Raw genomic sequence first — 26,251 nt, 5'->3', positions numbered from 1 at the left:
TCCATATGAAGGCAGCGCTGGCACTCTTCCTTATAGAGTGCTAACAAGCGCAGGTTCATCGGGAGAAGGAGTGCAAGGCGCAACGGCTCAGGGGGATTTCCCGCCGCGCGCCTTTCCGGATCCCACTAACGTCGTAAGGGAAAGGCACTCAACATGGCATTTCGTCCGTTGCACGACCGCGTTCTCGTTCGCCGCATCGAAGCGGAAGCGAAGACTGCCGGCGGGATCATCATCCCCGACACCGCCCAGGAAAAGCCGCAGGAAGGCGAAATCGTCTCCGTCGGTTCCGGTGCGAAGGCTGAGGACGGCAAGGTTACGCCGCTCGACGTCAAGGCCGGCGACCGCATCCTGTTCGGCAAATGGTCGGGCACCGAAGTCAAGGTCGACGGTGAAGACCTGCTGATCATGAAGGAATCGGACATTCTGGGCGTCGTCGCGTAAAGCTGCGAACCGGACCGCATTTCTGATTTTCGGCGGAAATTCGCGCCCTGTAACGGTGTGAACTTCGCAAGTTTTGCAATTCTCATGAAGAAGGTAAAAGATCATGGCAGCGAAGGACGTAAAGTTTTCGCGTGACGCTCGTGAGCGCATTCTGCGCGGCGTCGACATCCTGGCCGACGCGGTCAAGGTGACCCTCGGCCCCAAGGGCCGCAACGTCGTCATCGACAAGAGCTTCGGCGCTCCCCGCATCACCAAGGACGGCGTTTCCGTCGCCAAGGAAATCGAACTGAAGGACAAGTTCGAGAATATGGGCGCCCAGATGGTCCGCGAAGTTGCTTCGAAGACCAACGACATCGCCGGTGACGGCACCACCACCGCGACCGTTCTTGCCCAGGCGATCGTTCGCGAAGGCATGAAGTCGGTGGCCGCCGGCATGAACCCGATGGACCTCAAGCGTGGCATCGACCTCGCCGTCACCAAGGTCGTTGAGGACATCAAGGCGCGTTCGAAGCCGGTTTCGGGTTCGCAGGAAGTTGCCCAGGTCGGCATCATCTCGGCGAACGGTGACGTGGAAGTCGGCCAGAAGATTGCCGAAGCCATGGAAAAGGTCGGCAAGGAAGGCGTCATCACCGTGGAAGAGGCCAAGGGTCTCGACTTCGAACTGGACGTCGTCGAAGGCATGCAGTTCGACCGCGGCTATCTGTCGCCCTACTTCATCACCAATCCGGAAAAGATGCAGGTCGAACTGGCTGACCCCTACATCCTGATCCACGAAAAGAAGCTGTCGAACCTCCAGTCGATCCTGCCGATCCTCGAAGCCGTGGTGCAGTCGGGCCGTCCGCTGCTCATCATCGCTGAGGACATCGAAGGTGAAGCGCTGGCGACCCTGGTCGTCAACAAGCTGCGCGGTGGCCTGAAGGTCGCTGCGGTCAAGGCGCCTGGCTTCGGCGACCGCCGCAAGGCCATGCTGGAAGACATCGCCGTCCTCACCAAGGGCGAAGTCATCTCCGAAGACCTCGGCATCAAGCTGGAAAACGTCACCCTCGGCATGCTTGGCACCGCCAAGCGCATCACGATCGACAAGGACAACACCACCATCGTTGATGGCGCCGGTGATGCCGACGCGATCAAGGGCCGCACCGAGCAGATCCGCGCTCAGATCGAGACCACCACGTCCGACTATGACCGCGAAAAGCTGCAGGAGCGTCTCGCCAAGCTGGCTGGCGGCGTTGCCGTCATCAAGGTTGGCGGTGCGACCGAAGTCGAGGTGAAGGAGCGCAAGGACCGCGTCGACGACGCGCTGCACGCGACCCGTGCGGCTGTTGAAGAAGGCATCGTCCCCGGTGGCGGCACGGCTCTGCTGTACGCGACCAAGGCCCTCAAGGACCTCAAGGGCGCCAATGATGACCAGACTCGCGGTATCGACATCATCCGCAAGGCCATCGAGGCTCCGCTGCGCCAGATCGCCCAGAATGCGGGCGTCGATGGTGCGGTTGTCGCGGGCAACCTGCTGCGCGAAAATGACGAGACCCGGGGCTTCAACGCTGCGACCGATACCTATGAAAACCTGGTTGCGGCCGGTGTCATCGACCCGACCAAGGTCGTTCGTGCTGCCCTGCAGGACGCTGCCTCGGTTGCTGGTCTGCTGATCACCACCGAAGCCACCATCGCTGAACTGCCGGAAGACAAGTCCGGCGCGCCTGCGATGCCGGGTGGCATGGGCGGCATGGGCGGCATGGACTTCTAAGTTCCAGCCTCCAGGCGAAATGGGATGGGCCGGCGGAGCGATCCGCCGGCCCTTTCCGTCAAGGTGGATGGCGCCGCCGTCCGGGCCATGCTCACGCCCTGAAAATCAGCGTCTGGCTGCGCATTCAGAGCGTTCGCGCGAAACGTTACGAGCGCGAAATTTACCAAATGGAAAACATGTTTCGCCAATGGTGAAGGGGACGTGTCACGCCTCTGCCGCCATTGGAGCGCTAAACTGCGCATGCGCTTTGCGCCGGACACTCAGCAGAGCGCTGAGGTGCAGGACAGTCTTGTCAAATCACTGTACGCCTCACCTGCTTCGCTGATGATTGGGGCTGTGGCCGGCGGCTCTTTGAGCCTGGTGGTCGCCCATCACGCGGATCGACCACCCATCACTGCGATCGCCGTCCTGATCTGCCTTGTGGCGTTCAGTCGATCTGTCTCCGCCGTCTACTTCCAGCGGCAACTTGCGGACCAGGACGGCCCGACCCGGCCGATCTGGGGTCTGGCCTACGAGCTCGGTGCCTGGGGCTATGCGGCCCTGCTGGGACTGCTCGCCTTTGCGACCCTTATCCTGACCGCTGACGCGTCGCTCCACATTCTCAGCGTCTGCCTCGTCGCCGCCTATTCGGGGGGCATTTCCGGACGCAATGCCGGGCGCGTGCATATCGCGATAGGGCAAACCTGCTTCGCGCTGCTGCCTACCTCCCTTGGCCTCACCCTCGCCGGGGGACTAGGCTATTGGGTGCTGGCTGCGATGCTGTTTCTGATGATCTTCGCCATGGCGGAAATCACCCGGACGACCCACCGCATCGTGGTTGAGGCGCTGCGGGGCAAGTATGAAAAGACGCAGCTTGCCGCCAAGTTCGAAAGGCTGGCCCGCTTCGACAGTCTGACCGGCGTCGAAAACAGGATGGCTATGCAGATGCGGTTGCGTGAGTTGTTTGATGCCCGCCTGACTGGTCAGGAGCCGATGGCCGTAATCTGGATGGATCTTGACCGCTTCAAGGAGATCAACGATTCATTGGGTCACATCGTCGGGGACCAGCTGCTCTGCGCGGTCGCTGAGCGTCTCGCAGCGACGATGGATGGACGGGGCCATATCGCGCGTTTTGGCGGCGATGAATTCATCCTCATCTGTCCCGGCGCCGACCGCGACGATGCCGATCAGATCGCCCAGGACGTAATGGCGGGTTTCAGTCATGATTTCCCTGTCGGCGGATATCATCTGGGAGTCACGGCGTCGGTAGGTGTCGCGGTCGCGCCGGAGGATGGTCGGGATAGCGACGAACTGCTCCAGCACGCGGATATGGCGCTTTACCATGCCAAACATTCCGGACGGAATCGCCACGCCTGCTTCAACTGGCAGATGAAGGAGCGGCAGAACCGTACCTACGAGCTGGAGGTGGGCCTGCGCAGTGCCATGGCTAATGGTGAACTGATGCTGCATTATCAGCCCATCTTCGACACGGTGACGGGCAAGATCGCCATCTGCGAAGCCCTCATGCGCTGGGATCATCCGATAATGGGACGGATTTCCCCGTCCGAATTCATCCCGATCGCCGAAAGCTGCTCGCTGATCGAACCGATTACGGCCTGGGCGCTGGAAAAAGCCTGTCACGACGCGATGCGATGGGAAGATCATGTCCGCGTCGCCGTCAATATTTCGCCCGCCCTCATCAAGAGCGACGGGCTTTCCCGTGCGGTGATCGCCGCGCTGATGGCGTCAGGACTGAAGGCAAGGCGGCTGGAACTGGAAGTGACCGAGTCCATTTTTCTGGAGGACAGCGGCCGTACCAGCCTGATCCTGTCTGAGCTACAGCGTATCGGGCTACGGCTGGCTCTGGATGATTTCGGGACGGGATATTCCTCCCTCGGCTATTTGCGCGACTATTCCTTCGACACGTTAAAGGTCGACCAGAGCTTCATGCGCAGCGTTGGGGAGAAGGGGCGTGACCGGGCGATCGCGCAATCGGTTGCCTATCTCGCTCACGCGCTGGATGTGGAAACGGTGGCCGAAGGCATCGAGACCGAAGAACAGCTGCGATGCGCGCGAGAGATGGGCTTCACCAATGTTCAGGGCTTCGTCCTGAGCCGCCCGATGGATGCCGATGCGCTGCTTGAACTGATGCGAGGGATGCGGCGTGACCGAAGTGACGTCGTGACCTTGATCAGGGATCGACGCCACGCCTGAATCTCCGCCTATTTGTGAAGACGTGTCTGGGCGGAAGCCAGGCGCCGCATCATCCGCAAATCCTTGGGATCGAGCTTCAGCGCGGTAGCGGCCCAGTTTTCCACGATGTCCTTCAGCTCGGCATAGTCCAGTGGATCGACCCGGCGCCCCGCTTCGAACACGCCTACATGACCGGCGTGATGCGGTCTGTTCCCCACGATATAGTCGCGCACCGCCTGCTCACCCTCGCCGTTTTCGGCCAAGACCGTGACGATGCCCATGTCGTACATCTCTTCGGCGCTATATACCTTGCCGGACAGGATCATCCGCTCGGCCATGCGCCTGCCGAGTTTGCGCGCAAGAATGGAATAGGCACCCATCCCGGGGAACAGGCCGAACAGCATTTCAGGAAGGCCGAAGCGGGCGCTGCGTTCCGCGACCACCACGTCGAAGCACAGCAGAGCTTCAAACCCTCCCCCCAATGCGTCACCCTGGGCCAGCGCGATGGAGATGAGGGGCATGTCGGCGTTGCGCCAGGCGCGATGGACGACGTCGATGCAGGCATGACCATATTTGACCAGCCCGGCAAGGTCTCCGCGCTCGATGCAGCCGGCGAAGAGTTCCAGATCGCCGCCCAGGTTGAACACGCCGGGGAAACGGGATCCCAGCACCATATATTTGATTGGCAATCTGCCTTCGTCGAACAGCCGCTTCGCCTCTGTCTGCCACAGCCGGATATCCCGCAGCATGGGTAGACTGTAATTGGGCCGAGTCGCAGGCGTCATGAAAGCCCAAAGTGTGTCGATGGGCAAATCCCAGCTTACGTCGATCTGACCCAGATCGAACAGCATGGAATAGCCACTGTCACCGGGATCCGATCGCCTGTCCGTAACGGAAATATGGTGAATGGCGTCGTCGCCCGAAAGAGGCACAGAAGAAGCGTCCTCCACTTCTTCCCGTGCTGGATTAAACCGCCCGGAATCAACCATCTGCGCCCCCAAATTTCGATCCAGATTGAGGAGACCAAGGTTGAGCTGCCAATGCAATCGTTACGGTGTCAAACAGTGGTTCGTTAACGTTTTTTAGAATGACCTGTTGCTAACAAGTCGCCGAAATGACGCTTTGTAGAAGGAGTGTGTTGCGTCACTGCAACAAAACTCCATATTATACATATGTAAAGTAACCATGCAGGGGATTGTTAACCTTTATTAATTACCAGGGTCGGTATGGATAAGCCTCGAACCGACCGACAGATCGTTACGCTCCTGCTGCATGATGAAGGCGGGGAATCCTGGCGCCTCAGCCTGACGGCGGACTGCCTCTGCTTCGTCGGCCAATATCGGCGCGTCGAAGGGTTCAATATCGACGCGGTCGTTGCCTTTGACGGTCTGCGCAAGGAAGGTTGAAAGGCGCTCGCCGCGTTTTGGCGGGCATGCTGCGCAGTTCCGTCTGCTCTAATGCTGAAAAAGCGAGTCCCACTTCCGGATTTGATGCTTTAGAGCGCCCGGCGTGAGTCGATCGCGTTTTTCCTTTTCCATCGCCGCTACGGACGGCAAGGCCCGCACCGGTACGATCCAGATGAACCGGGGTGAGATTCGCACCCCCGCGTTCATGCCTGTGGGGACCGCCGCCACGGTGAAGGCGATGCGCCCCGCCGAAGTGCGAGCCACGGGCGCCGACATCATCCTTGGCAATACCTATCATCTGATGCTGCGGCCCGGGGCTGAACGTGTCGCGCGGCTGGGTGGTCTGCATGGCTTCATGGGGTGGGATCGGCCAATTCTGACCGATAGCGGTGGTTATCAGGTGATGAGCCTCAGCGCGCTGACCAAAATCAGCGAGGACGGTGTCGCCTTCGCTAGCCACATCGATGGCTCGCGCCACATGCTGACCCCCGAACGTTCGATGGAAATCCAGCGGCTGCTCGATAGCGACATTGTCATGGCGTTCGACGAATGTACCAAAAATGAGTGCAGCCATGACGAGGCTGCTCAGAGTATGGAGCGATCGATGCGCTGGGCCAAGCGGTCGCGCGACGGCTTTGACGCAGGGGGCGGTCATGCGGAACGCGCTGCCCTGTTCGGCATACAACAGGGTTCACTGGATCGAAATCTGCGCCAGATTTCAGCGGAAAAGCTGATGGACATCGGGTTCGACGGTTATGCGGTTGGTGGCCTGGCCGTCGGCGAGGGTCAGGAGGCGATGTTTGCGTGCCTCGATTACGCGCCCGACATGCTGCCCCGGGACAAGCCGCGTTACCTGATGGGCGTGGGCAAGCCGGACGACATTATCGGCGCGGTCGAGCGGGGCATCGACATGTTTGATTGCGTGCTGCCCACCCGGAGTGGTCGAAACGGCCAGGCTTTTACGTGGGCGGGGCCGCTCAACATCCGCAATGCGCGCTTTGCCGAGGACATCAGCCCACTTGATCCCCGCTGCGGATGCCCGGTCTGCGCCAATTGGGGGCGGGCCTATCTGCACCATCTGGTGAAGGCTGGAGAAATGCTCGGCGCGATACTGATGACCCAGCATAATGTCCATTTTTACCAGTCGCTGATGCAAGCTATTCGCGATACCATCGCAAGTGGACGCTTCGCTGGTTTTGCTGCGGATTTCCGCAGGGACTATACGCGGGTCTAGCAGGCTGTCCTTAGCGGGCCGGCGCGATCTTTTCCTGGCATTCAGCAGATGACGGTGATGGCGATCGCGTAGTCGCCGGCCTCTGGGTCATGATCCAGAGGCGCGCGTAATTGGCGTGACAAGCCTGTCAGCACCCGGCCGTACCGCTCTTCGATGCGGACACCCATTTCGGGCGAACTCTGCAAGGCGGGTGAACTGATGTGAAGTAACGCGCGATCGTTGCGACCAGGTACCATATGCACCGAAATGCGGATGGCCGTGCGGGGGTTGGAAAGCATTGCCAGTTCTACCAGTTCGGTGAGCAGGAATGCTACCGGCACGGCGACATCCTGGCTGATATGCAGATTATCGCTGTCGATCTGGATCCCGAAACGTCGCGCTTCCACAGGCGCGGTACTGCGCAGGCTGGCGGAAAGTTCGCTGATGAGCGATCGTACGCCGACACCCCGATGTTCTTCCAGTTCGGCATAGTGGTTCCGGTGAACGACGGACAGTGCATCGACACGCCGCTGGATCGAGGAATAGGCTTCCACCGCTTCGGGCTCGTGCGCCGAGCGGGCGTGCAGGCTGATGAGGCTTGCGATGATCTGGAGATTATTTTTGACCCGATGATGCACCTCGCGGGTCAGCTTCCGCTGGGTTTCCAGGCCCTCAGCCATTTCCGCTTCATGTGTGGCGACATCCTCACTGATTTCGCGGAATGTTTCGCCCAGCGCCACGATTTCCTGCGCGGGCGTGCGGATGCGGCGCATCGGCTCCAGCACCTCGCCCGGATGATAGGCGGCAACGGTTCGACGCAGCACGACCAATGGGCGGATGAGCAACCGGTTCACTACAAACCACCCGATAGCTGCTGCGGCGAACCACATCACCAACGGCAGGAAGAGCGAGAGCATGCGCGCTATCGTCGCCGGCGGATCGCGCAGCGTCATGGTCAGCAGAACGTCGGGGGGATCAAGGCGGGCCGACAGGCTGGTGCTGCGACCATCGATATGGTTGAGTGGGGGGCTTACATTAAGTATGCGAATGCCTTGCCGCAGGCTGAGGCGACTGTTCTGAAGGGCCGCGGCGGGGTTGGTAATCGCATCCAGATAGCTGCGGGAATAATAAGCCAGGGCTGCGATCCTGCCGTTACTGCTCATGGCCCGGCTCACCAGATAGCCTGAGCCGGGGAGCAACTCGACTGCTTGCGTGCCAAAGCGTTGGGCGGGTGAAACTCCGGCTGGCTCGGGCTTGGAAGATCCGCACAGGCGGTTTCCATTATTGTCGTAGATGTAAAAGCGGCCGCCCTGATTGTCATGTGACGTCAGAAATACAGCGAGCCGGCTGCAAAGACCGGCATCGGCCATGCCTGAAGAAAGCGCGTTGGCCGTGAGCATCAATGCGGTCCGATCCGATGCCAAATCCGCGGTGAGCTTGCGCGCGCTCTGCGCTACGGAGACACGGAGCAGCGCTTCCTTTTCAAGGTCTGCCGTCCGGATAGCCTGGAGCGAGGCGACCAGTGCTATGAGTCCGAGCGGCAAAAGTGCCAGCGTCAGAATCAGAAACATCTTGACGCCGGTCGAATGAAGGATGTTGTTAAAGCTGCGCATTGGCAAAAGGCTCACCTGTAAAGGGGGCCTGCCATCAGGATGCCGGGAATGGCCGTTGCCACTTTCCAGCGGCTAGAAGTCGTGCTGCACGGATCGTCAATTTGTGGACGCCCACCGACGCACTTTCTTCTACATGATCGAAAAGCGCCATTTGAACCTTCCGTTCTTCACTTGCCGGATCCGCGAGATCCGGACTGCTGTTCACTAGTCCAGCTTGCGAAGAAGGTCGAGCATTTCGGAGGGAATTTCCTCATCTACCGCGCGCTGATAGACCGAACGCAGGGCATTAGAGACGTGGGCCTCATCCTTGGCGGCAGCCTTGCGCCGTCTACGACCGGCGTCGGACTTCGCGCCCGAATCCGGGGTGTTGGCGCCGACATCTTTCTTGTCCCCTCCCTTCACATCCCGTTCCGTCGTTGAAGCAACCAAAACATGCCCCTCTGCAAGGATAATGTCACCAGTGAATTTCTTTTGCGGCTTTCCCGCATTAGGTCAATCGGTCGCGGCAAAGTTTGAAGACCGTCACGCCCTGTCCGCGAAAAAACCGAACGGCTGTGAAACAAATCTCTGCCTCATTGGTTCCCCCTCAGAAGCATTTTTTGCTGCTCACATGTTGACGATCAAAAAGGGGCGGGGGCTTGCCACACCGGCATCGGCGATCCATCCTCCTCTTGTTGGCCAATGGTTTCGAATAACGCGCCCGTCCTGGGCTGGGAGATGATCTTAAGATGTCGCTTGGACAGCAACTGCACCCTCACCTTCCTTTTCTTCGTCGCTACGCCCGTGCGCTGACCGGCAGCCAGACGCACGGAGACGCCTATGTGCGCGCGACGCTGGAGGCGATCGTCGCCGCCCCTGAGGAATTTCCGTCGGACGTCGACCCCCGTCTTGGCCTCTACAAGACCTTCCACGCTATCTGGTCTTCGTCCCATCTGGAAGATGGGCCCGCCCTTACCGGCGCGGACGGGCAGGAGGCTGTCGCCCAGGCGCGGCTGGCGCGCCTGACGCCGTTGCCGCGCCAGGCTCTCCTGCTGACCGCGCTCGAAGGCTTCACCATAGATGATGTTGCCTATCTGATCGGTCTCGATCCCGCCGATGTTGAGGCGCTTGTCGAGGAAGCGCTGAGCGAGATCGAGGCGCAAACCCGTGCGAAGGTTTTGATCGTCGAGGATGAACCTATCATCGCCATGGATATCGAGACGATCGTGCGAGACCTCGGTCATGAAGTCACGGCGATCGCGGTGACGCGCGAAGATGCGGTGCGCGAGGCCATGGCGGAGCGTCCAGGCCTTGTACTTGCTGACATCCAGCTTGCCGACGACAGTAGTGGCATCGACGCTGTGAAGGATATTCTCGCCGAATTTTCGGTGCCGGTGATCTTTATTACCGCCTTCCCCGAGCGCCTGCTGACGGGCGAGCGGCCCGAGCCGACCTTCCTCATTACCAAGCCTTTCCAGCGCTCGACGGTGAAGGCCGCGATTTCCCAGGCCCTGTTCTTCGACGATGCGACTGCGCCGGCATGATCTCCGCTGGGTCCGCAAAAGACTGAACAGGCGGCGGAACCTGCACCATAACCCCGCGTTATTGATGCGTAACGATCGGGAGACGACAGCATGGCGCAAGAGGAACAGCATATCGCTACCGAAGACGCCCGGTCTGGATCGACACCGCACATCGTCCGCTACGTCCTCGGCATCTCTCTGCCGCTGATAGTCATCGGGATGTTGATCGTGCTGTGGAGCTATTACCGGTAGTCGTTGGTTTGCAGGAGCTATGGGTATAGGATGCGGAAGCAAATATGGCTTTGACGACTTCGATTCATGCCGCGAGGACGACAGCCAATGAAAGGGTTGTTGCCATGAACGAAGGGTCTGCCCCGGAAGTGGAACAGCCGGAAGTTCCTCGCGAGTCGCTATCGGACGACGATTTCAAGCACGAGCTTGCTGCCGTGATACCGCATCTGCGCGCCTTCGGTCGATCACTTTCGGGTAATCGTGACGTCGCGGACGATCTGGTGCAGGAAACCCTGCTGAAGGCGTGGGCAGCACGGGGCCGCTTCCAGGCGGGCACCAACATGCGTGCCTGGACCTTCATAATCCTCCGCAACCATTATCTCTCGCAAATGCGGCGTTCGCGCTTTCGGGGGGACTGGGACGATCTTACGGCGGACAGGCTGCTCGCCGCGCCTGCGGGCCAGGACAAACATGTTGAACTGTCGGACATGCAGCGCGCTCTCCTGCAACTCCCCCAACCCCAGCGGGAGGCGTTGATCCTGGTTGGCGCCGGGGGCTTTGCTTATGAAGAGGCAGCCGAAATTTGCGGCGTCGCCGTTGGGACCATCAAGAGTCGGGTTGCCCGTGGCCGTGCTGCGCTTGAGCACATATTGGACAGCGGCGACCTGCCATCCCGGCGTAGTCAGCAAACGACGGACACCGCCGTGCTGGACGAAATCATGGACGATGTCGATCGCCTGAGCCGCGGACGGGAAGCAAAATCCGAATCCGATTCCGAAGCGGACTAAGCTATACTGTCTCGGCCGGCTGCGTTTTTTGGAGAATGCAGTCATTGGAGAAGGAGCATGGCCGAGGATGGACGACGGGGTGAAGATCTCCCTGATGGGGAACCGCCCGATAGTTTGGACGATCTGAACGACATAGAAGCTGCGAGAGGAACAGGCCTGATATTCCTGCTGGTTGCTCTGGCCCTCATTTTGGCCATTGGGTTTTTCTACATGACCAAGGATCGTGAGCCAGATCAGGGCCGAGTTCTGACCGAGGCCGCTGAATCTGCTGACAGTGCGGCGCGAGTGGTCGGTGACGCCGCGCAAAAGGCGGCGGACAAATTCGAACGGAACTGAGGGCGGTGAAAGGGCGAATTGGCTGAGCCAGTTGTCGTCGTGCCGTGACAGGCCGTTCGTCGCTCCACCCCCTATCTTCAGAGAATCTTTGCGAATTCGGTGCAAGGTGCACCGGCGTGTCGGATTTTCTTACAGTGATTGTAAGGTGATCTGATGCCGCCACGCCTGCTCCACCGGGCAGGAACGGGATTGTGCGCGACGGATGATCAGGCTGTTCAAACATTATGTGCCGCACGCGGTACTGCTGCTGGGGCTGCTGGACTTCGCGCTGCTGCTTTGCGCTGCGGAGGCCGGTTGGATTTTGCGCGCGCGGCAGATCGGCATGGATGTCGATCATATAATGACTCGCAGCGCGCCGCTGCTGAGCTTTGCCCTGTCCATTCAGACCGCGATGATTGCCGTGGGCGTATATGGAACGGAGGCGTTGCAGTCGATCCGCTTTGCCTTCGCGCGCCTTCTGGTCGCGACGTCGCTGGGCGTCATTTTCCTTTCCGTCATGCATTTCGCGCTGCCCGACCTCACCTTGTGGCGATCGAACTCGCTGTACGCCATGGGGCTTGCGATACTGTTGCTCCTCGCCGTGCGGCTACTGCTGGGGTCGATGCTCGGGGGTGAAGCCTTCAAGCGGCGCCTGGTCGTGCTGGGAGCTGGCAACAGGGCCAACAGGATCAAGGAACTGGAACAGCGGACGGGCGCCGGATTTCTCGTCGTAGGCTACATCGCCATGAACGATGGCGCGCAGGTGATACCGGAAGCAATCAACCGCAGCGCGATCTACAATCTCGCCGACTTCGTGGTGAGGCTGGGCGCGAGCGAGGTCGTCTTGGCGCTGGAGGAGCGTCGCAACGCGCTGCCGCTTTCGGACCTGCTGCGGATCAAGACGACCGGCGTTCACGTGAATGAGATGTCCACATTCCTGGAGCGCGAGACGGGGCGGGTGGATCTGGACAGCGTCAATCCCAGCTGGCTGATTTTTTCCGATGGCTTTTCCGCAGGCCGCCGCATCTCCAGCTTCGCCAAGCGGCTGTTCGACATCGTCGCCAGCTCGATCCTGCTGCTGCTGACCGGCCCTGTCATCCTGCTTGCTGCGATCCTGGTGAAGCTGGATAGCAAGGGGCCCGCTTTCTATCGCCAGCAGCGCGTAGGCCTCTATGGCGAGGAATTCTGGATCCTGAAACTTCGCACGATGCGGCAGGATGCGGAAATCAGCGGTCAGGCAGTTTGGGCGGAAAAGGATGACCCCCGGATCACCCGGCTCGGCTACTGGTTGCGCAAGCTGCGGATCGACGAACTGCCACAGACATGGACAGTGCTGAAAGGAGAGATGAGCTTTGTCGGTCCGCGCCCCGAACGGCGGCAGTTCGTGGACGATCTGGAGCAGCATCTGCGCTATTATGCCGAACGGCATATGGTGAAGCCGGGCATCACCGGCTGGGCGCAGATCAACTATCCCTATGGTGCCTCGGTCGAAGACAGCCGCAACAAGCTCGAATATGACCTTTATTACGCCAAGAATTATACGCCTTTCCTGGATCTGCTGATCCTCATCCAGACGCTTCGGGTCATCCTCTGGCCCGAAGGCGCGCGCTAGAGCCAATGGGCGCGGCGCTGCAGTTCGTTGGTGACGGCGGCCATGCACTGGCTGCTGTGCTGTTCGCTGCGCTTGGCATATTTGTCCTGCGCCAGCGCGAACATGGCTGGGAAACGCGGCTGTTCGCAGCATCCTTGCTGCTGACATCCTGCTGGTCGCTCTACGTCTCCTTCGGCGGCGTCGCGAGACCGCTGACCGGCATCGGTGAAAATGTCCGCAATGCGGCATGGCTGCTGCTGCTGTTCGTGATGCTACGCCGGCATGGCCAGGTGTCATCGGGCGCGATGGTGGCGATCGCATCAGTCTACACGGCGGTTGCGGGGTTGATCGCGCTGCAGACTTTCACCGATCTCATCTGGCGGCAATTGCCCACGACCAGCGACCTTCACCGCACGCTCGTCCATGTTTCGCTGGCACTGCATATGATGACCGCGATCGGCAGCCTGATGCTGGTCCATCACCTCTACGTCAGCTGGCCAGCGACCGCGCGGCGGCCCGTTGCCTTGTTGCTGGGGGCACTGGCGGCCATGTGGACCTATGATCTCAGCCTATATGTGGTCGGGTCGTTCGCGATCGAGCGGGCGAACGAACTTTACGCGCTGAGGGGAGCAGTCATGGCGCTGCTCGCGCCGGTCATCGCCATCGGTATGCGCCAAGAGACCGAAGGGCAACTGCAACTGTCGCGCACGCTCGCCTTCCGGTCGCTCTCGCTGATCGCGGTCATCCTCTATGTGATCCTCGTCGTGATGGCGTATGTGGCGATAAAGTTGATCGCTGGACCACATGCGCGGTTGGTGGAAATCGGCGCCATTTTCTTCATGGCGGTGAGCGCGCTGGTGCTCCTGCCTTCGCCGCAGTTGCGCGCCTTCTGGAAAGTGCAGGTCGCCAAGCATTTCTTCCAGCACCGCTATGACTATCGCACGGAGTGGATGCGTTTCGGGGATACGATAGGCAGTCCGGACGAGAACGGTTCAGTTCTCGGCCAACGCGTCGCCAAGGCGGTGGCCGATATCACCGACTCTCCCGCCGCGATCCTGCTGTTGAGGACTGAGGACGGCGCGCTGCAGTTCGAAACGCATTGGAACTGGGCAAGCGACCTGCCGGACGGCTGCGCCGTGCCCGCGCCGACGGCCGCGCTCATCGAACGGAGCGGCTGGATCATCGACATCGGCCGTCCATCGGCGCGGTCCGATGAAGCCACGACGCTGCAGTGGATGAGCGAGGATACAAGGGCGTGGGCGCTGGTTCCGCTCATCCATTTCGGTCGGTTGATCGGCGCTATCGTGCTGGCGCAGCCGCCCGTCGACCGGCGGCTCGACTGGGAAGATTTCGACATGCTGCGCGCTGCGGGCCGGCAGGCGGCGAGCTATCTGAGCGAGGCGCAGGGTCAACAGGCGCTGGACGATGCCCAACGGTTCGACGAATTCAGCCGTCGCTTCGCTTTCATCATCCACGACGTCAAGAATTTGGTGAGCCAACTGTCATTGCTCGCGCGCAACGCCGAGCGCCATGCCGACAATCCAGATTTCCGCGCCGACATGGTACTGACACTGAAGGAGTCGGTGGGCAAGATGAATGATATGCTGGCTCGCCTTTCGCAGCACAACAAGGGTCGAATCGAGGAGCCGCGCCCGACGGATCTGCGGAAACTGGCCGAGAAAGTGGCCCGGACGAGGGCGCGCCAGCATGATGTGCGGCTAATTGGCGATGCGCCCCTGGCCATGGCTGACGGGGCAAGGGTCGAGCAGATCCTGCTTCACCTCCTGCAGAATGCGCTAGAGGCGAGCGCGCCCGCTACCCCCGTCGAACTGCGTCTTCGCGGCGATGGGACCGGCGCGATGGTTGACGTCGTGGATCGCGGTAGCGGCATGACCGCCGAATTCATTCGCCGCGATTTGTTCAAGCCTTTCTCGTCGAGCAAGGCAGGTGGCTTTGGCATCGGCGCCTTTGAAGCGCGGACGTTGGCGCAGAGTATGGGCGGGAGGATCGAGGTGGAGAGCACGCCGGGCTTGGGCAGCCGTTTCACGCTCCACCTGCCGCTGGCGCCCGTACAAATGCGGGAAGGAGAGGCTGCCTGATGAGTGATACGCGGCCCAAATTGCTGATCATCGAAGATGATCCCGGCCTGCAGCGTCAGCTACGCTGGGCCTATGAGGATTATCAGCTGTTCATTGCGGGTGACCGCGAGGAGGCCATCGAAATGCTGCGCGAGCATGCGCCCGATGTCGTGACGCTGGACCTCGGGCTTCCGCCCGATCCCGACGGTACGAGCGAGGGCTTTGCCACGCTCGCGGAAATGTTGCGGATCAAGCCGGACACAAAGGTCATCGTGGCTTCGGGCCACGGCGCGCGGGAGAGCGCGCTCGACGCCATTTCCGGGGGAGCCTATGACTTCTATCAGAAGCCGGTTGATATCGACGAACTGGGCCTGATCGTCCGCCGGGCCTTTCACGTTCATGCGCTCGAACGGGAAAACGCGCGCCTCGCCGAAATCGCGCCGCCGGATGGGCGCGTGCTCGGCCGGCTGATCACGGCCGCGCCGGAGATGATGAAGGTTGCACGCATGATCGAACGGGTCGCGCTCGCGCAGGTGTCCGTCCTTGTGTTGGGGGCGAGCGGGACCGGCAAGGAACTGCTGGCTCAGGGTCTGCACGACGCCAGCTCCCGGCGCAACGAGCGCTTCGTCGCGATCAACTGCGCCGCGATCCCGGAAGCCCTGCTGGAAGGCGAGCTGTTCGGGCATGAGAAGGGCGCCTTCACTGGCGCGACACGAAGGGCACCCGGCAAGATCGAGTTGGCGCAGGGCGGCACGTTGTTCCTGGACGAGGTCGGTGACATACCCCTCGCTCTCCAGGGGAAGTTGCTGCGGTTCCTCCAGGATCGCACGATAGAGCAGGGCGGCGGTCGATCGCCTGTTTCGGTCGATACCCGCATCGTCTGCGCGGCCCACCAGAATCTGGAGGACATGATCGCAACCGGCACGTTCCGAGAGGACCTCTATTATCGCCTGGCGGAGATCGTGGTGCGTATCCCGGCGCTCAAGGACCGACCGGGCGATCCGGCTCTGCTGGCGCGCCATTTCCTCCATCGCTTCGCTGCGGAGATGAACCCCCAGGTCAAGGGGCTGGCGCCTGATGCGTTGGCCGCTCTCGATGCCTGGAATTGGCCGGGCAATGTGCGCGAACTGGAAAATCGCGTGAAGCGCGCCGTGATCATGGCTGATGGCAAGCATGTCACTGCCGCCGACCTGGATCTGGACGGCGACCGGCTGCAAGGAAGCGATGTCGTCAACCTGAAAGCCGCGCGCGAGACGGCAGACCGGCGCGCGATCCGTCGGGCGATCGCCCGAACGGATGGCAATATCTCGGGCGCGGCGAAGATATTGGGGATCAGCAGGCCGACCCTGTACGACCTGCTGAAACAATATCAGATGCAGGCCTGAAGCCTCTGCCGCGCCATCAGGCGCGCTGCAGATCCAGATCCTCGATCGAGATGCCAAGGCGCCGGATCTGCGCTGCGACGGGTGGCCAGACGGTGTCCAGGAAGCGGCAGCGCTCCGCCTCGCGAAGGCGGCGCGTCGCGCCTTCGGCGACGAACATGCCGACGCCCCGCTTGACGACGACCAGTCCTTCATCCTGGAAATATTGATAGGCCTTGGCCACCGTCAGCGGATTGGCGCCTTGCTGTGCCGCCAGTGCCCGCACCGAAGGAAGCAGGTCTCCATCACCATAACCGCCATCCAGTATCGAGGCGGCAATGATTTCACGTAACCGGAGGTAAACAGGTCTGGAGTCTTCCGCCATAGTGCCTTGGTGCCATAATACAGCCATGCACGTCAACAATTCCGGCGCCCTTATCGGCGCCAGGCGTGTAACTATCTGTCCCAGGTCGAAACTATCACGTCATAAACTGGCCGAGGGCGTTCTTCCGGCGGTTTCCCCGGGGTCCCTATGAAGATGAAGCCTGCAATCCTTTCGTCCCCCTTCGCAAAGGCAGCGCGGACATCCTCATTATAGGCCGGCCAGCCTGTGAGCCATCCAGCCGCGAAGCCAAGGGCGTGGCTCGCGTGGAGCAGGTTCATGATGGCGGCGCCCGTCGACAGTTCCTGTTCCCAGGCGGGGATCTTGCTACCGCCTACGGGGGCCGACAGAGCCACGACAAGTGTCGGAGCCTGGTGGGCGAACTGATGCATCGATTCGAGTTCGAGCCGCCCGGCGTCGGGCTTTTCGGCGCGATATGCCCTGTCCAGCAATTGGCCAAGTGCTTCGCGCCTATCCCCCGGCACAATAACGAAGCGCCAGGGAGCGAGCTTGCCATGGTCGGGGGTACGCAGGGCGATTTCCAATATCTGGCGCAACTGACCGGCGTCCGGTCCCGGCGCAACCAGATCGCGGGGCTTGCCGGAACGGCGGGTGCGCAGCAGGGAAAGCGGGGTGGTGACGTCGTTGAACATGACGCCCACATGGCGAGGTGGCCGCTCGGAAGCAAGAGCCGGGGCGGCGCTTTGACAGCCGCGTGGCTTCCGCTCTACGCTGGAATGCCATCGGTCCCGCGTCAAGCGGACTGGATGGCGCTCTGGCAGGGATGGGATGGCGTCTTCCACTTCGACATCGGATGATCAATGGCCGACATGGCTTGGCCATCCGCGTGGGCTGTTCCTCTTGTTCTTCGTGGAGATGTGGGAGCGCTTTTCCTTCTATGGGATGCGCGCGCTGCTGATCTTCTACCTGACGCAGCATTTCCTTTTTTCCGATCGTGACGCGGCCCATGCCTATGGCGCCTATATGTCGCTCATCTACATCTCGCCCCTGATGGGCGGATATCTTGCCGACCGCTACATTGGCCAGCGCAAGGCCGTCCTGTTCGGCGGGATCATCATCGCCATCGGGCACATCATCCTGGGCCTGAAAGGAGATGCGGAGCCAAGCGCCATGGGGCTGGGTCTCTTCTGGCTGGGACTGGCGACGGTGATAACGGGCACCGGCTTCCTCAAGGCCAACGTGTCGGCGCTTGTGGGCGGGCTTTACCCGCGCGACGACATGCGGCGGGACCCGGCTTATACGATCTTCTATATGGGCATCAATGTTGGCGCGACACTGGGGCCGATCATCTGCGGGTATCTCGGCCAGCGTTGGGGCTGGCATTGGGGTTTCGGGGCCGCATCCGTCGGCATGATGGCAGGCGTGATCGGCTTTGCGCTGTGCAAGCCCCTGCTGCATGGTGGAGGCGAGCCGCCCGAGCCGGCCAGGCTCGCGGAGCGCGTGGGCGGTATCGTCAGTCGGGAATCGCTCGTATACGCTTCCAGCCTGCTGTCGATCCTGCTCTGCTGGTGGCTGATCCAGCGTCATGCCATCGTGGGCTGGACGCTGGCGGCGGCCAGCGCTCTGGCGCTGCTCTACATCGTCTGGGAAGCGTTCCGCATGGAGCGGGTGGATCGTGACCGGATGCTCGCGGCTCTGTTTCTGCTCGTGGTCAACCCGCTTTTCTGGGGCCTGTATGAGCAGACTGGATCGTCGCTGAGCCTTTTTACCGACCGCTATACCGATCGTGAAATCCTGGGGTTCAATGTGCCTGCGTCAATGTTCCAGTCGGTGAACGCGGCCTATATCCTGATATTCGGACCGGTCATGGCCGCCATGTGGATCTGGCTGGCGAAAAGGCGATGGGAACCATCGGCTCCCGCCAAGTTCGGGATCGCTCTGGCGCTGGTGGGAGCCGGCTTCCTGGTGCTGGTGGCAGGGACCGGGGCGCCCGGAACGCTGACCCCGGTGCTGTTCATTTTCCTTCTCTACCTGTGTCACACGCTGGGTGAACTATGCCTGTCGCCGGTCGGGCTATCGGCCATGTCTAAGCTTGCCCCGACGCGCATGATCGGCCTTATGATGGGGATCTGGTTTCTCGCGATGGCGCTTGGAGAGTATGTCGCGGGAATGATTGCGGCCGCGACTGGCGGCGCGGAGGGGGCCGCGTCCCGCGAAGGCGTGCTTGGCGTTTATCAGCAGATCGGCTGGTGGTCGGTTGGAGCAGGTATCGCCGTGGTGGCGGTCGCGCCTATCGTCAAGCGGCGGATGCACCAGGGCACATCGAGCGACAGTGGTCGGGCGCGGGAAGAGGCGCCAGCCTGACCATCAGGACGTGGCGCCCCATATGTCGCTCGCGCGCACGAACCCGCGCTGTCCCTTCACATCAAATCCGCACCATCCGTCATTGCAGGAGGACAGCCGTCCCACCACCCCTTTCTGTGCACGATACAGGATGCGCGCATCGCTGCGGCCCGCCTCGCGTATAGGTGCGATGGGCGCCATGACAATCGCGGTCGGTACGTCGCTGAGCAGTCGGACGTGCATCCATCCCTGCGCACCGGCCGAATCCTCAACCTTGCGCCAAAGGCCGAGTACCTGGACGACCTTCACCGGGAGTTCGCGGCGCCGATAGACCCAGTTGGAAGGATAGTCGAGGCTGGGCCCCACGCGCATGCGCGCCTCATCCTTGCTGAGCGATGCCCAATAGGGAACGGGCTTTTGCGCGGCCCATGCGCTGGCCGTGACGCACAGCGCGGCGATCAGCCCCGCGCTCTTGAGATAGCCCTTCATGCCCTGCCTGTCCCTTCGATCATTCACCTGACCTTAGCCGCTGCGTAGTCCCGCGGACAACCGTTGACTTGGCTTCCCGGCATAACCCGCTTGACCATTGCTGCGACGGGGAATAGCGGCCTAGGCATGGCCAAGAAACCGCGCCCAGCCAAGCCGCGCGTCATCGTGACGCGTCGCCTGCCACCCAATGTCGAGGCGCGCATGGCCGAACTCTTCGACGCGTCCTTCAATGTGGGGGACGTACCAATGGATCGGGTCGCCCTGACGCGCGCGATGGCGCAGTGTGATGTGCTGGTCCCGTCCGTTTCCGACCAGATCGACGCGGCGTTGATCGAAGCCGCGCCCGAGCGGCTGCAACTCATTGCCAGCTTCGGCAGCGGGGTCGATCATATCGACTTAGGCGCCGCGCGGCGCAAGAGGATCATCGTCACCAACACGCCGGGTGTGCTGACCGAAGATACGGCGGACATGACGATGGCTCTGATCCTGTCAGTGCCGCGGCGCCTCGCGGAAGGCGAGAAGCTGGTGCGGTCAGGCGCCTGGACGGGCTGGAGCCCGTCAGGCATGCTGGGTCATCGGATCGGCGGAAAGAAGCTGGGCATCATCGGCATGGGTCGCATCGGCCGGGCGGTAGCGACGCGTGCTGCCGCGTTCGGCCTGTCTATCGCCTATCACAACCGCCATCGCCTGCCTTTCGAGGTGGAGCAGGAACTGCAAGCGACCTGGCATGCCGATCTGGATACGCTGCTGCGCGAATGCGACATCGTATCGATCAATTGCCCGCTCAACGCCGATAGCAGGGGCATGATCGACGCGCGCCGGATCGCGCTGATGCCGCCGGATGCATACCTCATTAACACTTCGCGGGCGGAGATCACCGATGAGCCGGCGTTGATTGCCGCGCTTGCCGACGGACGGATCGCCGGGGCGGGGTTGGATGTCTACACTCACGAACCCGCGATCGATCCGAGGTTGTTTGCGTTGTCGAATGTTGTGCTGCTGCCGCACATGGGATCGGCGACGTTCGAAGGCCGCGATGCGACGGGAGCGCGGGTCATCGCCAATATCCGCAGCTGGGTCGATGGGCATCGGCCACCCAATCAGGTGCTGGAGGGCTGGATTTGATCCCGGGCAGGTAAAGGCTGACTTCAGCCGAGCGGATCGAGGGTTCCAATCGCCGCCACCAGAGCCAATATGACTGAGGCCAGCATCGTTTCGACAAGCAGGGACAGGCGTAGATGGGCGAGCGGTCCGCCCGCCAGCAATTTTGGCGTCAGGTGCCAGCGGTTCGCCGCGGCAAGCAGCAGCATGACAGCAAAGATCGCCAGCTTGGCAAGCAGCAGCCAGCCATAGAGACTGTGCAGCAGTACCGGAAGGTTCGCAAGGCCGACGATCATCATGCTATTGAGCGTGCCTGTCAGGATGAGCGTTCCAACGAAAATCGTGCCAAAGACCGAGAAACGCTTCAGCATTCGGCCTGTCTCGATCGCTTGCCGTGGCCTCCTGAAGGTGGCAACGAGAAGTGCGAGCAACGCGCCGAACCAGCCTGACGCAGCCCAGACATGGAGCGCGTCGGCAAGGCGGTGGAGGGTGCCGGCCACGCCTTCGCTTGCGGCGGCATGGCCCGACCAGGCGAGTGTTGCCGCCGCGAAGCTGGCAGCCAGCGCCAAAATGGCGGGATGCGCAGCCCTGTCTCGGCCGACCGTGAGGAGGGCCAGCACCAGGCAGAGGGCAGCCGCGCGGACGCCGAGCACCGCTCCCACTGGCGTGTCCTTCAGCAATATCGTCACGATGCTCCAGTCGGGCGACAGCAGCGGGGTCCCCGCCATACCGGCGGCACTTGCGAGCAGCCAGAGCGCCGAAAGGATCAGTCCGCCAACCGCCAGCGCCGCAAGTTCCGTCCGGGTAGCCATGTCGCGCCCCATGCTCCACCAGAAGAGCGGCAAGCCCGCGAGCGCGGCGAGATCGGCATAGAGCGCGAAGCGGACCGCGACGAGAACCCCGTCGAACGGCACGGCTTACTTGACCGAGAAGCTGAACTTGCCCGCGATCTTGTGCTGGTCGGCGCCTACGATGTGCCAGTTGAGGTCATAGCTGCCTGCGGGCAGGGCACGGGGGAGGGTGACGATCAGGGTCTTGCCGTCGCCTTCGACAGAAGTCTTGAATCCCTTGATCGGCATGGGGGCATGGTCGGCCATGCCCGGCATGCCGGTCATGGTGAGTTCGACGCCGCTCAATGGCGCCATCAGCTTTTCGGAGAAACTCAGGCTGAGCTTGGTTGGCTTCGAAACAGTTCCGTTCGCGGCGGGCGTGGACGCGAGCAGCTTGGGATGGGCCATCGCGACGGAGGGCAGGGCGGCAAGGCCGAAGGCGGCGGAAAGCAGAAAGCGGCGCATGGGATTGTCTCCGATCATGTTACGGTCAGGGGAGATTACGCGGCGCGTCGTCCTACCCCTCGACGGCGACGCCTGAATTTTTGCATGAGTGATACGACGCTGTCATGCGTATCCTCGATGAAAATATGGGAGTGCATGCGATGAGCGATCTCGATCAGTTGCTGGGGCAGGTGCGCGCCGTGCCGGTCGATGCGCGGCTGGAAGAGATTGAGGGCGCGGTGATGGCGGGAGTCGCGATTCGACGCGAGCGCGCGATAGCACGGCGCAGCTTGGCGCTGGCGGGCGTGCTGGCGATAGGCATCGGCTGGATCGGCAGCGTCGTGCCCGGCACATCCGCGCAGGCTGCGTCGCCGCCGCTGGTGATCGGCATGTCGAATTATGCGCCCTCGCAATTGCTGGGCCGGTAAGGATGAAGGGGCTCTGGCGATATCTGCTGGTGGCGCTGGTCGCCTTTGCCGCCTCGCTGGGAGCGGTGCTGGTGGCGAGGACATGGATGGCGCCGCGTCCCCAAGTCGAAAGCGAGGTGCACCGGCTGATCCACAAGGAACTGAAGCTCGACGCTGAACAGGAGCGGCGCATCCACGCGCTTGAAGACGCGTTCGCCCGGCGTCGCGCCGCGATGGAGTCGGAAATGCGCGCTGACAATGTGCATCTGGCGCAGGCAATCGCCGCTGAACATGGCTATGGCCCAAAGGTGTCCGAAGCGGTTGATCGATCGCATCATGTCATGGGCCTGCTGCAGAAGGAGACGCTAAAGCACATCTTTGCCATGCGGGCGGTCCTGCGCCCCGAACAGGCCGCGCAGTTTGACGTGGCGGTCGTCAAGTCTTTGACCGAACCTGCTCAGGCTGCACGCCAGAAGTGAGCCTTTCGCTCATGGATCGCAGCGATGCTGATCTGGTTGGCCTGGCGCTGGCCGGCCAGCAGAATGCTTTTGGCGAATTGATGCGAAGGCATCGCGATCCGGTCTTCCGCATCGCGCGCGGCCAGACAGGTGACGCGACCGAAGCGCTGGACGTCACGCAGGAGACGTTCGTTTCCGCCTTTGCGGCGCTCGAACGCTATGACCGAGTCCGTCCCTTCCGCCTGTGGATCGCACGGATTGCGATCAATAAATGCCATGACTGGGCGCGGCGGCGGACGGTACGTCGCTTCTTCACCTTCGCCCGGCCGATTGAGGAGGGCGGGACAGTCGCCGACCCCGCACAGACGCCCGAGGAGGCAGCCGCCTCGCGCCGCGAACTGGCGCGGATCAATGCGGCGATCGCGGCGCTGCCCGCGAACCTCAAGGATGTGCTGACGCTGCGTGCGCTCGAAGGGCTGTCGCAGGCCGAGGCGGCACAGATATTGGGCGTCAGCGAAAAGGCGGTTGAAACCCGGCTCTATCGCGCGCGCCATAAATTGAACGAGCTTCTGAGGGATGAAAGAACGCCGCGCGTATAGATGGGAAATCCTCCCCGTGCCCGCCATGAGAAGGATTTCAATCCGACCCAACAGCAAAGCGTCCATTCCATGCGCATATCGTCATCCATTGATCGCCGTGCCCTCATCCGCGGCACCGCCGGGATCGCTGGCGCGCTGGCGCTGAGCCGGGCCTTTCCCGCCTGGGCGCAGAGCGGCACGGCAGGGATTGCTCCGGCTACGGGCGTGCTGAGCGGCGAGCAGATTGCGCTGACGGTGGCGGAGGGACATTTCGAAACCGGCGGGCGATCGGCACATGCGATCATGATCAACGGCACGCTGCCAGCGCCCCTCATCCGGTTGAGGGAAGGCCAGAATGTGCGCCTTTCCGTTACCAACACGCTCAAGGAAGACACATCAATTCATTGGCACGGACTGATCGTGCCGTTCCAGATGGACGGCGTGCCGGGAGTGAGCTTTCCGGGTATTCGTCCGGGGGAAAGCTTTACCTATGAGTTCCCGATCCGCCAGTCGGGGACCTATTGGTACCACAGCCATTCCGGCATGCAGGAGGCGATGGGCCATTATGGACCGATCGTCATAGATCCCGTCGAGAACGATCCGGTGCAAAGCGATCGTGAGCATGTCATCATCCTGTCGGACTGGAGTCCCCTCCATCCCCATGTGCTGCTCAAACGGCTGAAGCAGTCCGGCGGCTATTTCAACATGCAGCGGCAGACGCTGGCCGGGCTGATCGCAGGCAAGGACCAGAGTACAAAGGAGCGGCTGGAATGGGGCGCCATGCGGATGGACCCCACCGACATCTCCGACGTGACCGGGTCGACCTACAGCTTCCTGGTCAACGGCCATGGCACAATCGAAAATTGGACCGGGCTTTTCAGCCCGGGCGAACGGGTGCGGCTGCGGATCATCAATGCGTCGGCGATGACGAACTTCAACGTGCGGCTCCCTGGATTGCCGATGACTGTCGTGCAGTGCGATGGCCAGCATGTGCAGCCGGTGGAGACGGACGAATTTCAGATTGGCATCGCCGAAACCTATGACGTCGTGGTGCAGCCGACCGAAGCAAGGGCCTATGGCTTGATCGCCGAGGCTATTGATCGGTCCGGGCTGGTACGGGCCACGCTGGCGCCGCGCATCGGCATGGCGGCGGAGGTGCCGGCGCTGCGCGGGCGTCCCCTGCTGGGCATGAAGGACATGGGCATGGACATGTCCGGCATGGACATGGGGCAGGGTGGTGTCATCGACCTTAGTCAGCCGGCCAATGAAAGCATGGCCGGCCATTCGATGAAGATGCGCGATAAGTCCGTCGCACCGCAGGTGAAGATGGGGCCAGGGGTGGCGACGCTCTCGCCCACGCCCGCCGACCGGACCAGCGAGCGGCCGACGGGGTTGGAAAATGTCGAACATCGGGTGCTGACCTATGCCGACCTCAAGTCGTTGGAGCCGTTCAAGGACAGACGCGCGCCGACCCGGACGCTGGACATCCATCTGACCGCAAACATGGAACGCTACATGTGGTCCTTCGATGGGGTGAAGCTGTCGGACGGGGCCGAGCCCATCGCTTTTCGCAATATGGAGCGGGTCCGGGTGAACCTCATCAACGACACGATGATGCCGCATCCCATTCACATCCATGGCCATTTCTTCCAGCTGGTGACCGGTGCGAACGAGCATGATCCGGTCAAGCATACGGTCAACGTTCTACCTGGCGGCAAGGTCAGCTTCGACCTGACGGCGGACGCGCTCGGGGATTGGGCGTTCCATTGTCACATGTTGATGCACATGCATGCTGGGATGATGCGCATCGTGACCGTGCGCCCTGAAGGAGATACGGCATGAGGAGCGCCCTGTCCCTCGCCGCGCTGCTTCTGGCGTCAACAGCCATTCCTGCCGTGGCCCAGGAGATGGATCCCGGCCAGATGGACGATGGCGCCATGGCCATGCCGCAGGATCAGGATCATTCGGCCCATCAGCCCGTCGACGACACGTCTCCCGACAATCCCCATGCCGGGCACGGCGTGACTCCCGACGACGGCGCCGTCCCCAAGGGCATCGCGCCGCCGGTTCCGGCCGATCATGCAGCCGAAGCCTTGTACAATGCCGCGGAAATGGCGCGCGCGCGTACCGCGATGCTCAGGGAAAATGGCGGCATGACCTTCTCGCGGGTCATGCTCGACCGGCTTGAATATCGATCAGGCAAGGGCGCGGACGCCTATCATTGGGAGGGCGAGGGCTGGATCGGCGGCGACATCAACCGATTTGCCTTCAGGACCGAGGGCGAAGGTCAGGTCAGCGGAGGACTGGAGCGCGCCGAGGTACAGGCGCTCTACAGCCGGGCGATCGACCCCTGGTTCAACGTGGAAGCGGGGGTGCGGCACGATATCCGTCCCGATCCGCAGCGGACCTACGCGGTTATCGGTATCGAGGGGTTGGCGCCTTATTGGTTCGAGGTCGGCGCCCAGGCGTTTCTGTCCAACAAGGGCGACGTGCATGTACGGCTGGAGGGAAGCTATGACCAGCGGATTACCCAGCGGCTTATCCTGCAACCAGCGGCCGAACTGAATATCGCGGCGCAGGACGTGCCGGAGCTTGGCATCGGATCGGGCTTTTCTGACATCGAGCTGGGTTTGCGCCTGCGCTATGAATTGGCGCGTGAATTCGCGCCCTATGTTGGCCTGAACTGGGAACGCAAGTTGGGCGGCAGCGCACGTTTCGTCCATGCTGAAGGAGAGCGCGCGTCGGCCGCCAGTTTGGTCATGGGTATTCGTTTCTGGTTCTGAAAAGTGCGAGCGGCACG

27 protein-coding genes are annotated in these 26,251 nt (G+C 61.8%); 19 read left to right on the top strand and 8 right to left on the bottom strand.

The genetic code is table 11. The annotated features are described in order from the left end of the window. Nucleotides 1-153 precede the first annotated feature (153 nt). The 3 genes from groES to AAC640_RS05595 all read left to right on the top strand — a co-directional run bounded on the left by groES (nt 154) and on the right by AAC640_RS05595 (nt 4,381). On the top strand, nt 154-441 hold the full coding sequence (groES, locus tag AAC640_RS05605; protein ID WP_340265118.1) for a co-chaperone GroES: 288 nt from the start codon (nt 154-156) through the stop codon (nt 439-441). Nucleotides 442-544: 103 nt separating this feature from the next. Beyond that, nucleotides 545-2,188 carry a chaperonin GroEL gene (gene groL, locus AAC640_RS05600; RefSeq protein WP_340265117.1) on the top strand — a complete coding sequence of 548 codons (1,644 nt, stop codon included), beginning with the start codon at nt 545-547 and terminating at the stop codon, nt 2,186-2,188. A gap of 240 nt (nt 2,189-2,428) precedes the next feature. Next, entirely contained in the window at nt 2,429-4,381 is a 1,953-nt protein-coding gene (locus AAC640_RS05595; protein ID WP_340265116.1) for a putative bifunctional diguanylate cyclase/phosphodiesterase, read from the top strand. A gap of 8 nt (nt 4,382-4,389) precedes the next feature. On the opposite strand, the gene AAC640_RS05590 is transcribed toward AAC640_RS05595, so the two are convergent. After that, a complete protein-coding gene (locus AAC640_RS05590) occupies nt 4,390-5,349 on the bottom strand; it encodes a crotonase/enoyl-CoA hydratase family protein (protein WP_340265115.1) in 960 nt (319 codons plus the stop codon). 237 nt (nt 5,350-5,586) lie between these two features. Between AAC640_RS05590 and AAC640_RS05585 the strand changes: the two genes are divergently transcribed. Both AAC640_RS05585 and tgt read left to right on the top strand, forming a co-directional pair. Continuing rightward, nucleotides 5,587-5,766, top strand: a complete 180-nt coding sequence (locus tag AAC640_RS05585; RefSeq protein WP_340265114.1) for a hypothetical protein — start codon at nt 5,587-5,589, stop codon at nt 5,764-5,766. Nucleotides 5,767-5,869: 103 nt separating this feature from the next. Beyond that, entirely contained in the window at nt 5,870-7,000 is a 1,131-nt protein-coding gene (gene tgt / locus AAC640_RS05580) for a tRNA guanosine(34) transglycosylase Tgt (protein WP_340265113.1), read from the top strand. A 41-nt stretch (nt 7,001-7,041) separates the two neighbouring features. On the opposite strand, the gene AAC640_RS05575 is transcribed toward tgt, so the two are convergent. Beyond that, on the bottom strand, nt 7,042-8,592 hold the full coding sequence (locus AAC640_RS05575; RefSeq protein ID WP_340265112.1) for a sensor histidine kinase: 1,551 nt from the start codon (nt 8,590-8,592) through the stop codon (nt 7,042-7,044). 204 nt (nt 8,593-8,796) lie between these two features. After that, entirely contained in the window at nt 8,797-8,994 is a 198-nt protein-coding gene (locus AAC640_RS05570; protein ID WP_340265111.1) for a NepR family anti-sigma factor, read from the bottom strand. 326 nt (nt 8,995-9,320) lie between these two features. Between AAC640_RS05570 and AAC640_RS05565 the strand changes: the two genes are divergently transcribed. The 7 genes from AAC640_RS05565 (at nt 9,321) to prsR (ending at nt 16,482) form a co-directional block, all read left to right on the top strand. Continuing rightward, nucleotides 9,321-10,115 carry a response regulator gene (locus tag AAC640_RS05565; protein WP_340265110.1) on the top strand — a complete coding sequence of 265 codons (795 nt, stop codon included), beginning with the start codon at nt 9,321-9,323 and terminating at the stop codon, nt 10,113-10,115. Between the two features lie 90 nt (nt 10,116-10,205). After that, on the top strand, nt 10,206-10,346 hold the full coding sequence (locus AAC640_RS05560; protein WP_340265109.1) for a hypothetical protein: 141 nt from the start codon (nt 10,206-10,208) through the stop codon (nt 10,344-10,346). A 104-nt stretch (nt 10,347-10,450) separates the two neighbouring features. After that, nucleotides 10,451-11,113, top strand: a complete 663-nt coding sequence (locus AAC640_RS05555; RefSeq protein ID WP_340265108.1) for a sigma-70 family RNA polymerase sigma factor — start codon at nt 10,451-10,453, stop codon at nt 11,111-11,113. A 57-nt stretch (nt 11,114-11,170) separates the two neighbouring features. Next, complete coding sequence (locus AAC640_RS05550; RefSeq protein ID WP_340265107.1) at nt 11,171-11,449, top strand: hypothetical protein; 279 nt, start codon at nt 11,171-11,173, stop codon at nt 11,447-11,449. Between the two features lie 202 nt (nt 11,450-11,651). After that, nucleotides 11,652-13,040 carry a TIGR03013 family XrtA/PEP-CTERM system glycosyltransferase gene (locus AAC640_RS05545; protein ID WP_340265106.1) on the top strand — a complete coding sequence of 463 codons (1,389 nt, stop codon included), beginning with the start codon at nt 11,652-11,654 and terminating at the stop codon, nt 13,038-13,040. 5 nt (nt 13,041-13,045) lie between these two features. Beyond that, a complete protein-coding gene (gene prsK, locus AAC640_RS05540; protein WP_340265105.1) occupies nt 13,046-15,118 on the top strand; it encodes an XrtA/PEP-CTERM system histidine kinase PrsK in 2,073 nt (690 codons plus the stop codon). Then, nucleotides 15,118-16,482, top strand: coding sequence for a PEP-CTERM-box response regulator transcription factor (gene prsR / locus AAC640_RS05535; RefSeq protein ID WP_340265104.1), 1,365 nt, complete (start codon nt 15,118-15,120; stop codon nt 16,480-16,482). The genes prsK and prsR overlap by 1 nt, the downstream gene beginning before the upstream one ends. Before the next feature lie 16 nt (nt 16,483-16,498). Here prsR and AAC640_RS05530 read toward each other — a convergent pair whose 3' ends face one another. Next, on the bottom strand, nt 16,499-16,843 hold the full coding sequence (locus AAC640_RS05530; RefSeq protein WP_340265103.1) for a GntR family transcriptional regulator: 345 nt from the start codon (nt 16,841-16,843) through the stop codon (nt 16,499-16,501). A 71-nt stretch (nt 16,844-16,914) separates the two neighbouring features. After that, on the bottom strand, nt 16,915-17,493 hold the full coding sequence (locus AAC640_RS05525; RefSeq protein WP_340265102.1) for a nitroreductase family protein: 579 nt from the start codon (nt 17,491-17,493) through the stop codon (nt 16,915-16,917). A gap of 136 nt (nt 17,494-17,629) precedes the next feature. On the opposite strand from AAC640_RS05525, the gene AAC640_RS05520 reads away from it, so the two are divergent. Then, nucleotides 17,630-19,165, top strand: coding sequence for a peptide MFS transporter (locus AAC640_RS05520; RefSeq protein ID WP_340265101.1), 1,536 nt, complete (start codon nt 17,630-17,632; stop codon nt 19,163-19,165). A 3-nt stretch (nt 19,166-19,168) separates the two neighbouring features. Here AAC640_RS05520 and AAC640_RS05515 read toward each other — a convergent pair whose 3' ends face one another. Further along, on the bottom strand, nt 19,169-19,633 hold the full coding sequence (locus tag AAC640_RS05515; protein WP_340265100.1) for an SH3 domain-containing protein: 465 nt from the start codon (nt 19,631-19,633) through the stop codon (nt 19,169-19,171). Between the two features lie 126 nt (nt 19,634-19,759). Here AAC640_RS05515 and AAC640_RS05510 point away from each other — a divergent pair, with 126 nt between their 5' ends. Beyond that, the gene (locus AAC640_RS05510; protein ID WP_340265099.1) at nt 19,760-20,758 is read left to right on the top strand and encodes a 2-hydroxyacid dehydrogenase; all 999 of its coding nucleotides are present in this window, start codon (nt 19,760-19,762) and stop codon (nt 20,756-20,758) included. 23 nt (nt 20,759-20,781) lie between these two features. On the opposite strand, the gene copD is transcribed toward AAC640_RS05510, so the two are convergent. Continuing rightward, nucleotides 20,782-21,648, bottom strand: coding sequence for a copper homeostasis membrane protein CopD (gene copD, locus AAC640_RS05505; RefSeq protein WP_340265098.1), 867 nt, complete (start codon nt 21,646-21,648; stop codon nt 20,782-20,784). 3 nt (nt 21,649-21,651) lie between these two features. After that, entirely contained in the window at nt 21,652-22,029 is a 378-nt protein-coding gene (gene copC, locus AAC640_RS05500; protein ID WP_340265097.1) for a copper homeostasis periplasmic binding protein CopC, read from the bottom strand. Nucleotides 22,030-22,169: 140 nt separating this feature from the next. Here copC and AAC640_RS05495 point away from each other — a divergent pair, with 140 nt between their 5' ends. From AAC640_RS05495 to AAC640_RS05475, 5 genes are all read left to right on the top strand, one after another. Beyond that, complete coding sequence (locus AAC640_RS05495) at nt 22,170-22,436, top strand: hypothetical protein (protein WP_340265096.1); 267 nt, start codon at nt 22,170-22,172, stop codon at nt 22,434-22,436. Between the two features lie 2 nt (nt 22,437-22,438). Continuing rightward, nucleotides 22,439-22,894, top strand: coding sequence for a periplasmic heavy metal sensor (locus AAC640_RS05490; RefSeq protein WP_340265095.1), 456 nt, complete (start codon nt 22,439-22,441; stop codon nt 22,892-22,894). Between the two features lie 11 nt (nt 22,895-22,905). Then, the gene (locus AAC640_RS05485) at nt 22,906-23,472 is read left to right on the top strand and encodes an RNA polymerase sigma factor (protein ID WP_340265354.1); all 567 of its coding nucleotides are present in this window, start codon (nt 22,906-22,908) and stop codon (nt 23,470-23,472) included. Nucleotides 23,473-23,541: 69 nt separating this feature from the next. Next, the gene (locus AAC640_RS05480; RefSeq protein ID WP_340265353.1) at nt 23,542-25,293 is read left to right on the top strand and encodes a copper resistance system multicopper oxidase; all 1,752 of its coding nucleotides are present in this window, start codon (nt 23,542-23,544) and stop codon (nt 25,291-25,293) included. Then, entirely contained in the window at nt 25,290-26,234 is a 945-nt protein-coding gene (locus tag AAC640_RS05475) for a copper resistance protein B (protein WP_340265094.1), read from the top strand. The genes AAC640_RS05480 and AAC640_RS05475 overlap by 4 nt, the downstream gene beginning before the upstream one ends. The last annotated feature ends 17 nt before the right edge of the window (nt 26,235-26,251 follow it).

Source organism: Sphingobium mellinum (assembly GCF_037860795.1).
GTDB lineage: Bacteria > Pseudomonadota > Alphaproteobacteria > Sphingomonadales > Sphingomonadaceae > Sphingobium > Sphingobium mellinum.
This window is presented reverse-complemented; position numbering and strand designations above follow the sequence as displayed.

What these genes read in the sequence shown, in the direction of transcription:
- groES (WP_340265118.1), top strand. Translation starts at nt 154, where the DNA reads ATGGCATTTCGTCCGTTGCACGACCGCGTTCTCGTTCGCCGCATCGAA.
- groL (WP_340265117.1), top strand. Translation starts at nt 545, where the DNA reads ATGGCAGCGAAGGACGTAAAGTTTTCGCGTGACGCTCGTGAGCGCATT.
- AAC640_RS05595 (WP_340265116.1), top strand. Translation starts at nt 2,429, where the DNA reads ATGCGCTTTGCGCCGGACACTCAGCAGAGCGCTGAGGTGCAGGACAGT.
- AAC640_RS05590 (WP_340265115.1), bottom strand. Translation starts at nt 5,349, where the DNA reads ATGGTTGATTCCGGGCGGTTTAATCCAGCACGGGAAGAAGTGGAGGAC.
- AAC640_RS05585 (WP_340265114.1), top strand. Translation starts at nt 5,587, where the DNA reads ATGGATAAGCCTCGAACCGACCGACAGATCGTTACGCTCCTGCTGCAT.
- AAC640_RS05575 (WP_340265112.1), bottom strand. Translation starts at nt 8,592, where the DNA reads ATGCGCAGCTTTAACAACATCCTTCATTCGACCGGCGTCAAGATGTTT.
- AAC640_RS05565 (WP_340265110.1), top strand. Translation starts at nt 9,321, where the DNA reads ATGTCGCTTGGACAGCAACTGCACCCTCACCTTCCTTTTCTTCGTCGC.
- AAC640_RS05560 (WP_340265109.1), top strand. Translation starts at nt 10,206, where the DNA reads ATGGCGCAAGAGGAACAGCATATCGCTACCGAAGACGCCCGGTCTGGA.
- AAC640_RS05555 (WP_340265108.1), top strand. Translation starts at nt 10,451, where the DNA reads ATGAACGAAGGGTCTGCCCCGGAAGTGGAACAGCCGGAAGTTCCTCGC.
- AAC640_RS05550 (WP_340265107.1), top strand. Translation starts at nt 11,171, where the DNA reads ATGGCCGAGGATGGACGACGGGGTGAAGATCTCCCTGATGGGGAACCG.
- AAC640_RS05545 (WP_340265106.1), top strand. Translation starts at nt 11,652, where the DNA reads ATGATCAGGCTGTTCAAACATTATGTGCCGCACGCGGTACTGCTGCTG.
- prsK (WP_340265105.1), top strand. Translation starts at nt 13,046, where the DNA reads ATGGGCGCGGCGCTGCAGTTCGTTGGTGACGGCGGCCATGCACTGGCT.
- prsR (WP_340265104.1), top strand. Translation starts at nt 15,118, where the DNA reads ATGAGTGATACGCGGCCCAAATTGCTGATCATCGAAGATGATCCCGGC.
- AAC640_RS05530 (WP_340265103.1), bottom strand. Translation starts at nt 16,843, where the DNA reads ATGGCGGAAGACTCCAGACCTGTTTACCTCCGGTTACGTGAAATCATT.
- AAC640_RS05525 (WP_340265102.1), bottom strand. Translation starts at nt 17,493, where the DNA reads ATGTTCAACGACGTCACCACCCCGCTTTCCCTGCTGCGCACCCGCCGT.
- AAC640_RS05520 (WP_340265101.1), top strand. Translation starts at nt 17,630, where the DNA reads ATGGCGTCTTCCACTTCGACATCGGATGATCAATGGCCGACATGGCTT.
- AAC640_RS05515 (WP_340265100.1), bottom strand. Translation starts at nt 19,633, where the DNA reads ATGAAGGGCTATCTCAAGAGCGCGGGGCTGATCGCCGCGCTGTGCGTC.
- AAC640_RS05510 (WP_340265099.1), top strand. Translation starts at nt 19,760, where the DNA reads ATGGCCAAGAAACCGCGCCCAGCCAAGCCGCGCGTCATCGTGACGCGT.
- copC (WP_340265097.1), bottom strand. Translation starts at nt 22,029, where the DNA reads ATGCGCCGCTTTCTGCTTTCCGCCGCCTTCGGCCTTGCCGCCCTGCCC.
- AAC640_RS05495 (WP_340265096.1), top strand. Translation starts at nt 22,170, where the DNA reads ATGAGCGATCTCGATCAGTTGCTGGGGCAGGTGCGCGCCGTGCCGGTC.
- AAC640_RS05490 (WP_340265095.1), top strand. Translation starts at nt 22,439, where the DNA reads ATGAAGGGGCTCTGGCGATATCTGCTGGTGGCGCTGGTCGCCTTTGCC.
- AAC640_RS05485 (WP_340265354.1), top strand. Translation starts at nt 22,906, where the DNA reads ATGGATCGCAGCGATGCTGATCTGGTTGGCCTGGCGCTGGCCGGCCAG.
- AAC640_RS05480 (WP_340265353.1), top strand. Translation starts at nt 23,542, where the DNA reads ATGCGCATATCGTCATCCATTGATCGCCGTGCCCTCATCCGCGGCACC.
- AAC640_RS05475 (WP_340265094.1), top strand. Translation starts at nt 25,290, where the DNA reads ATGAGGAGCGCCCTGTCCCTCGCCGCGCTGCTTCTGGCGTCAACAGCC.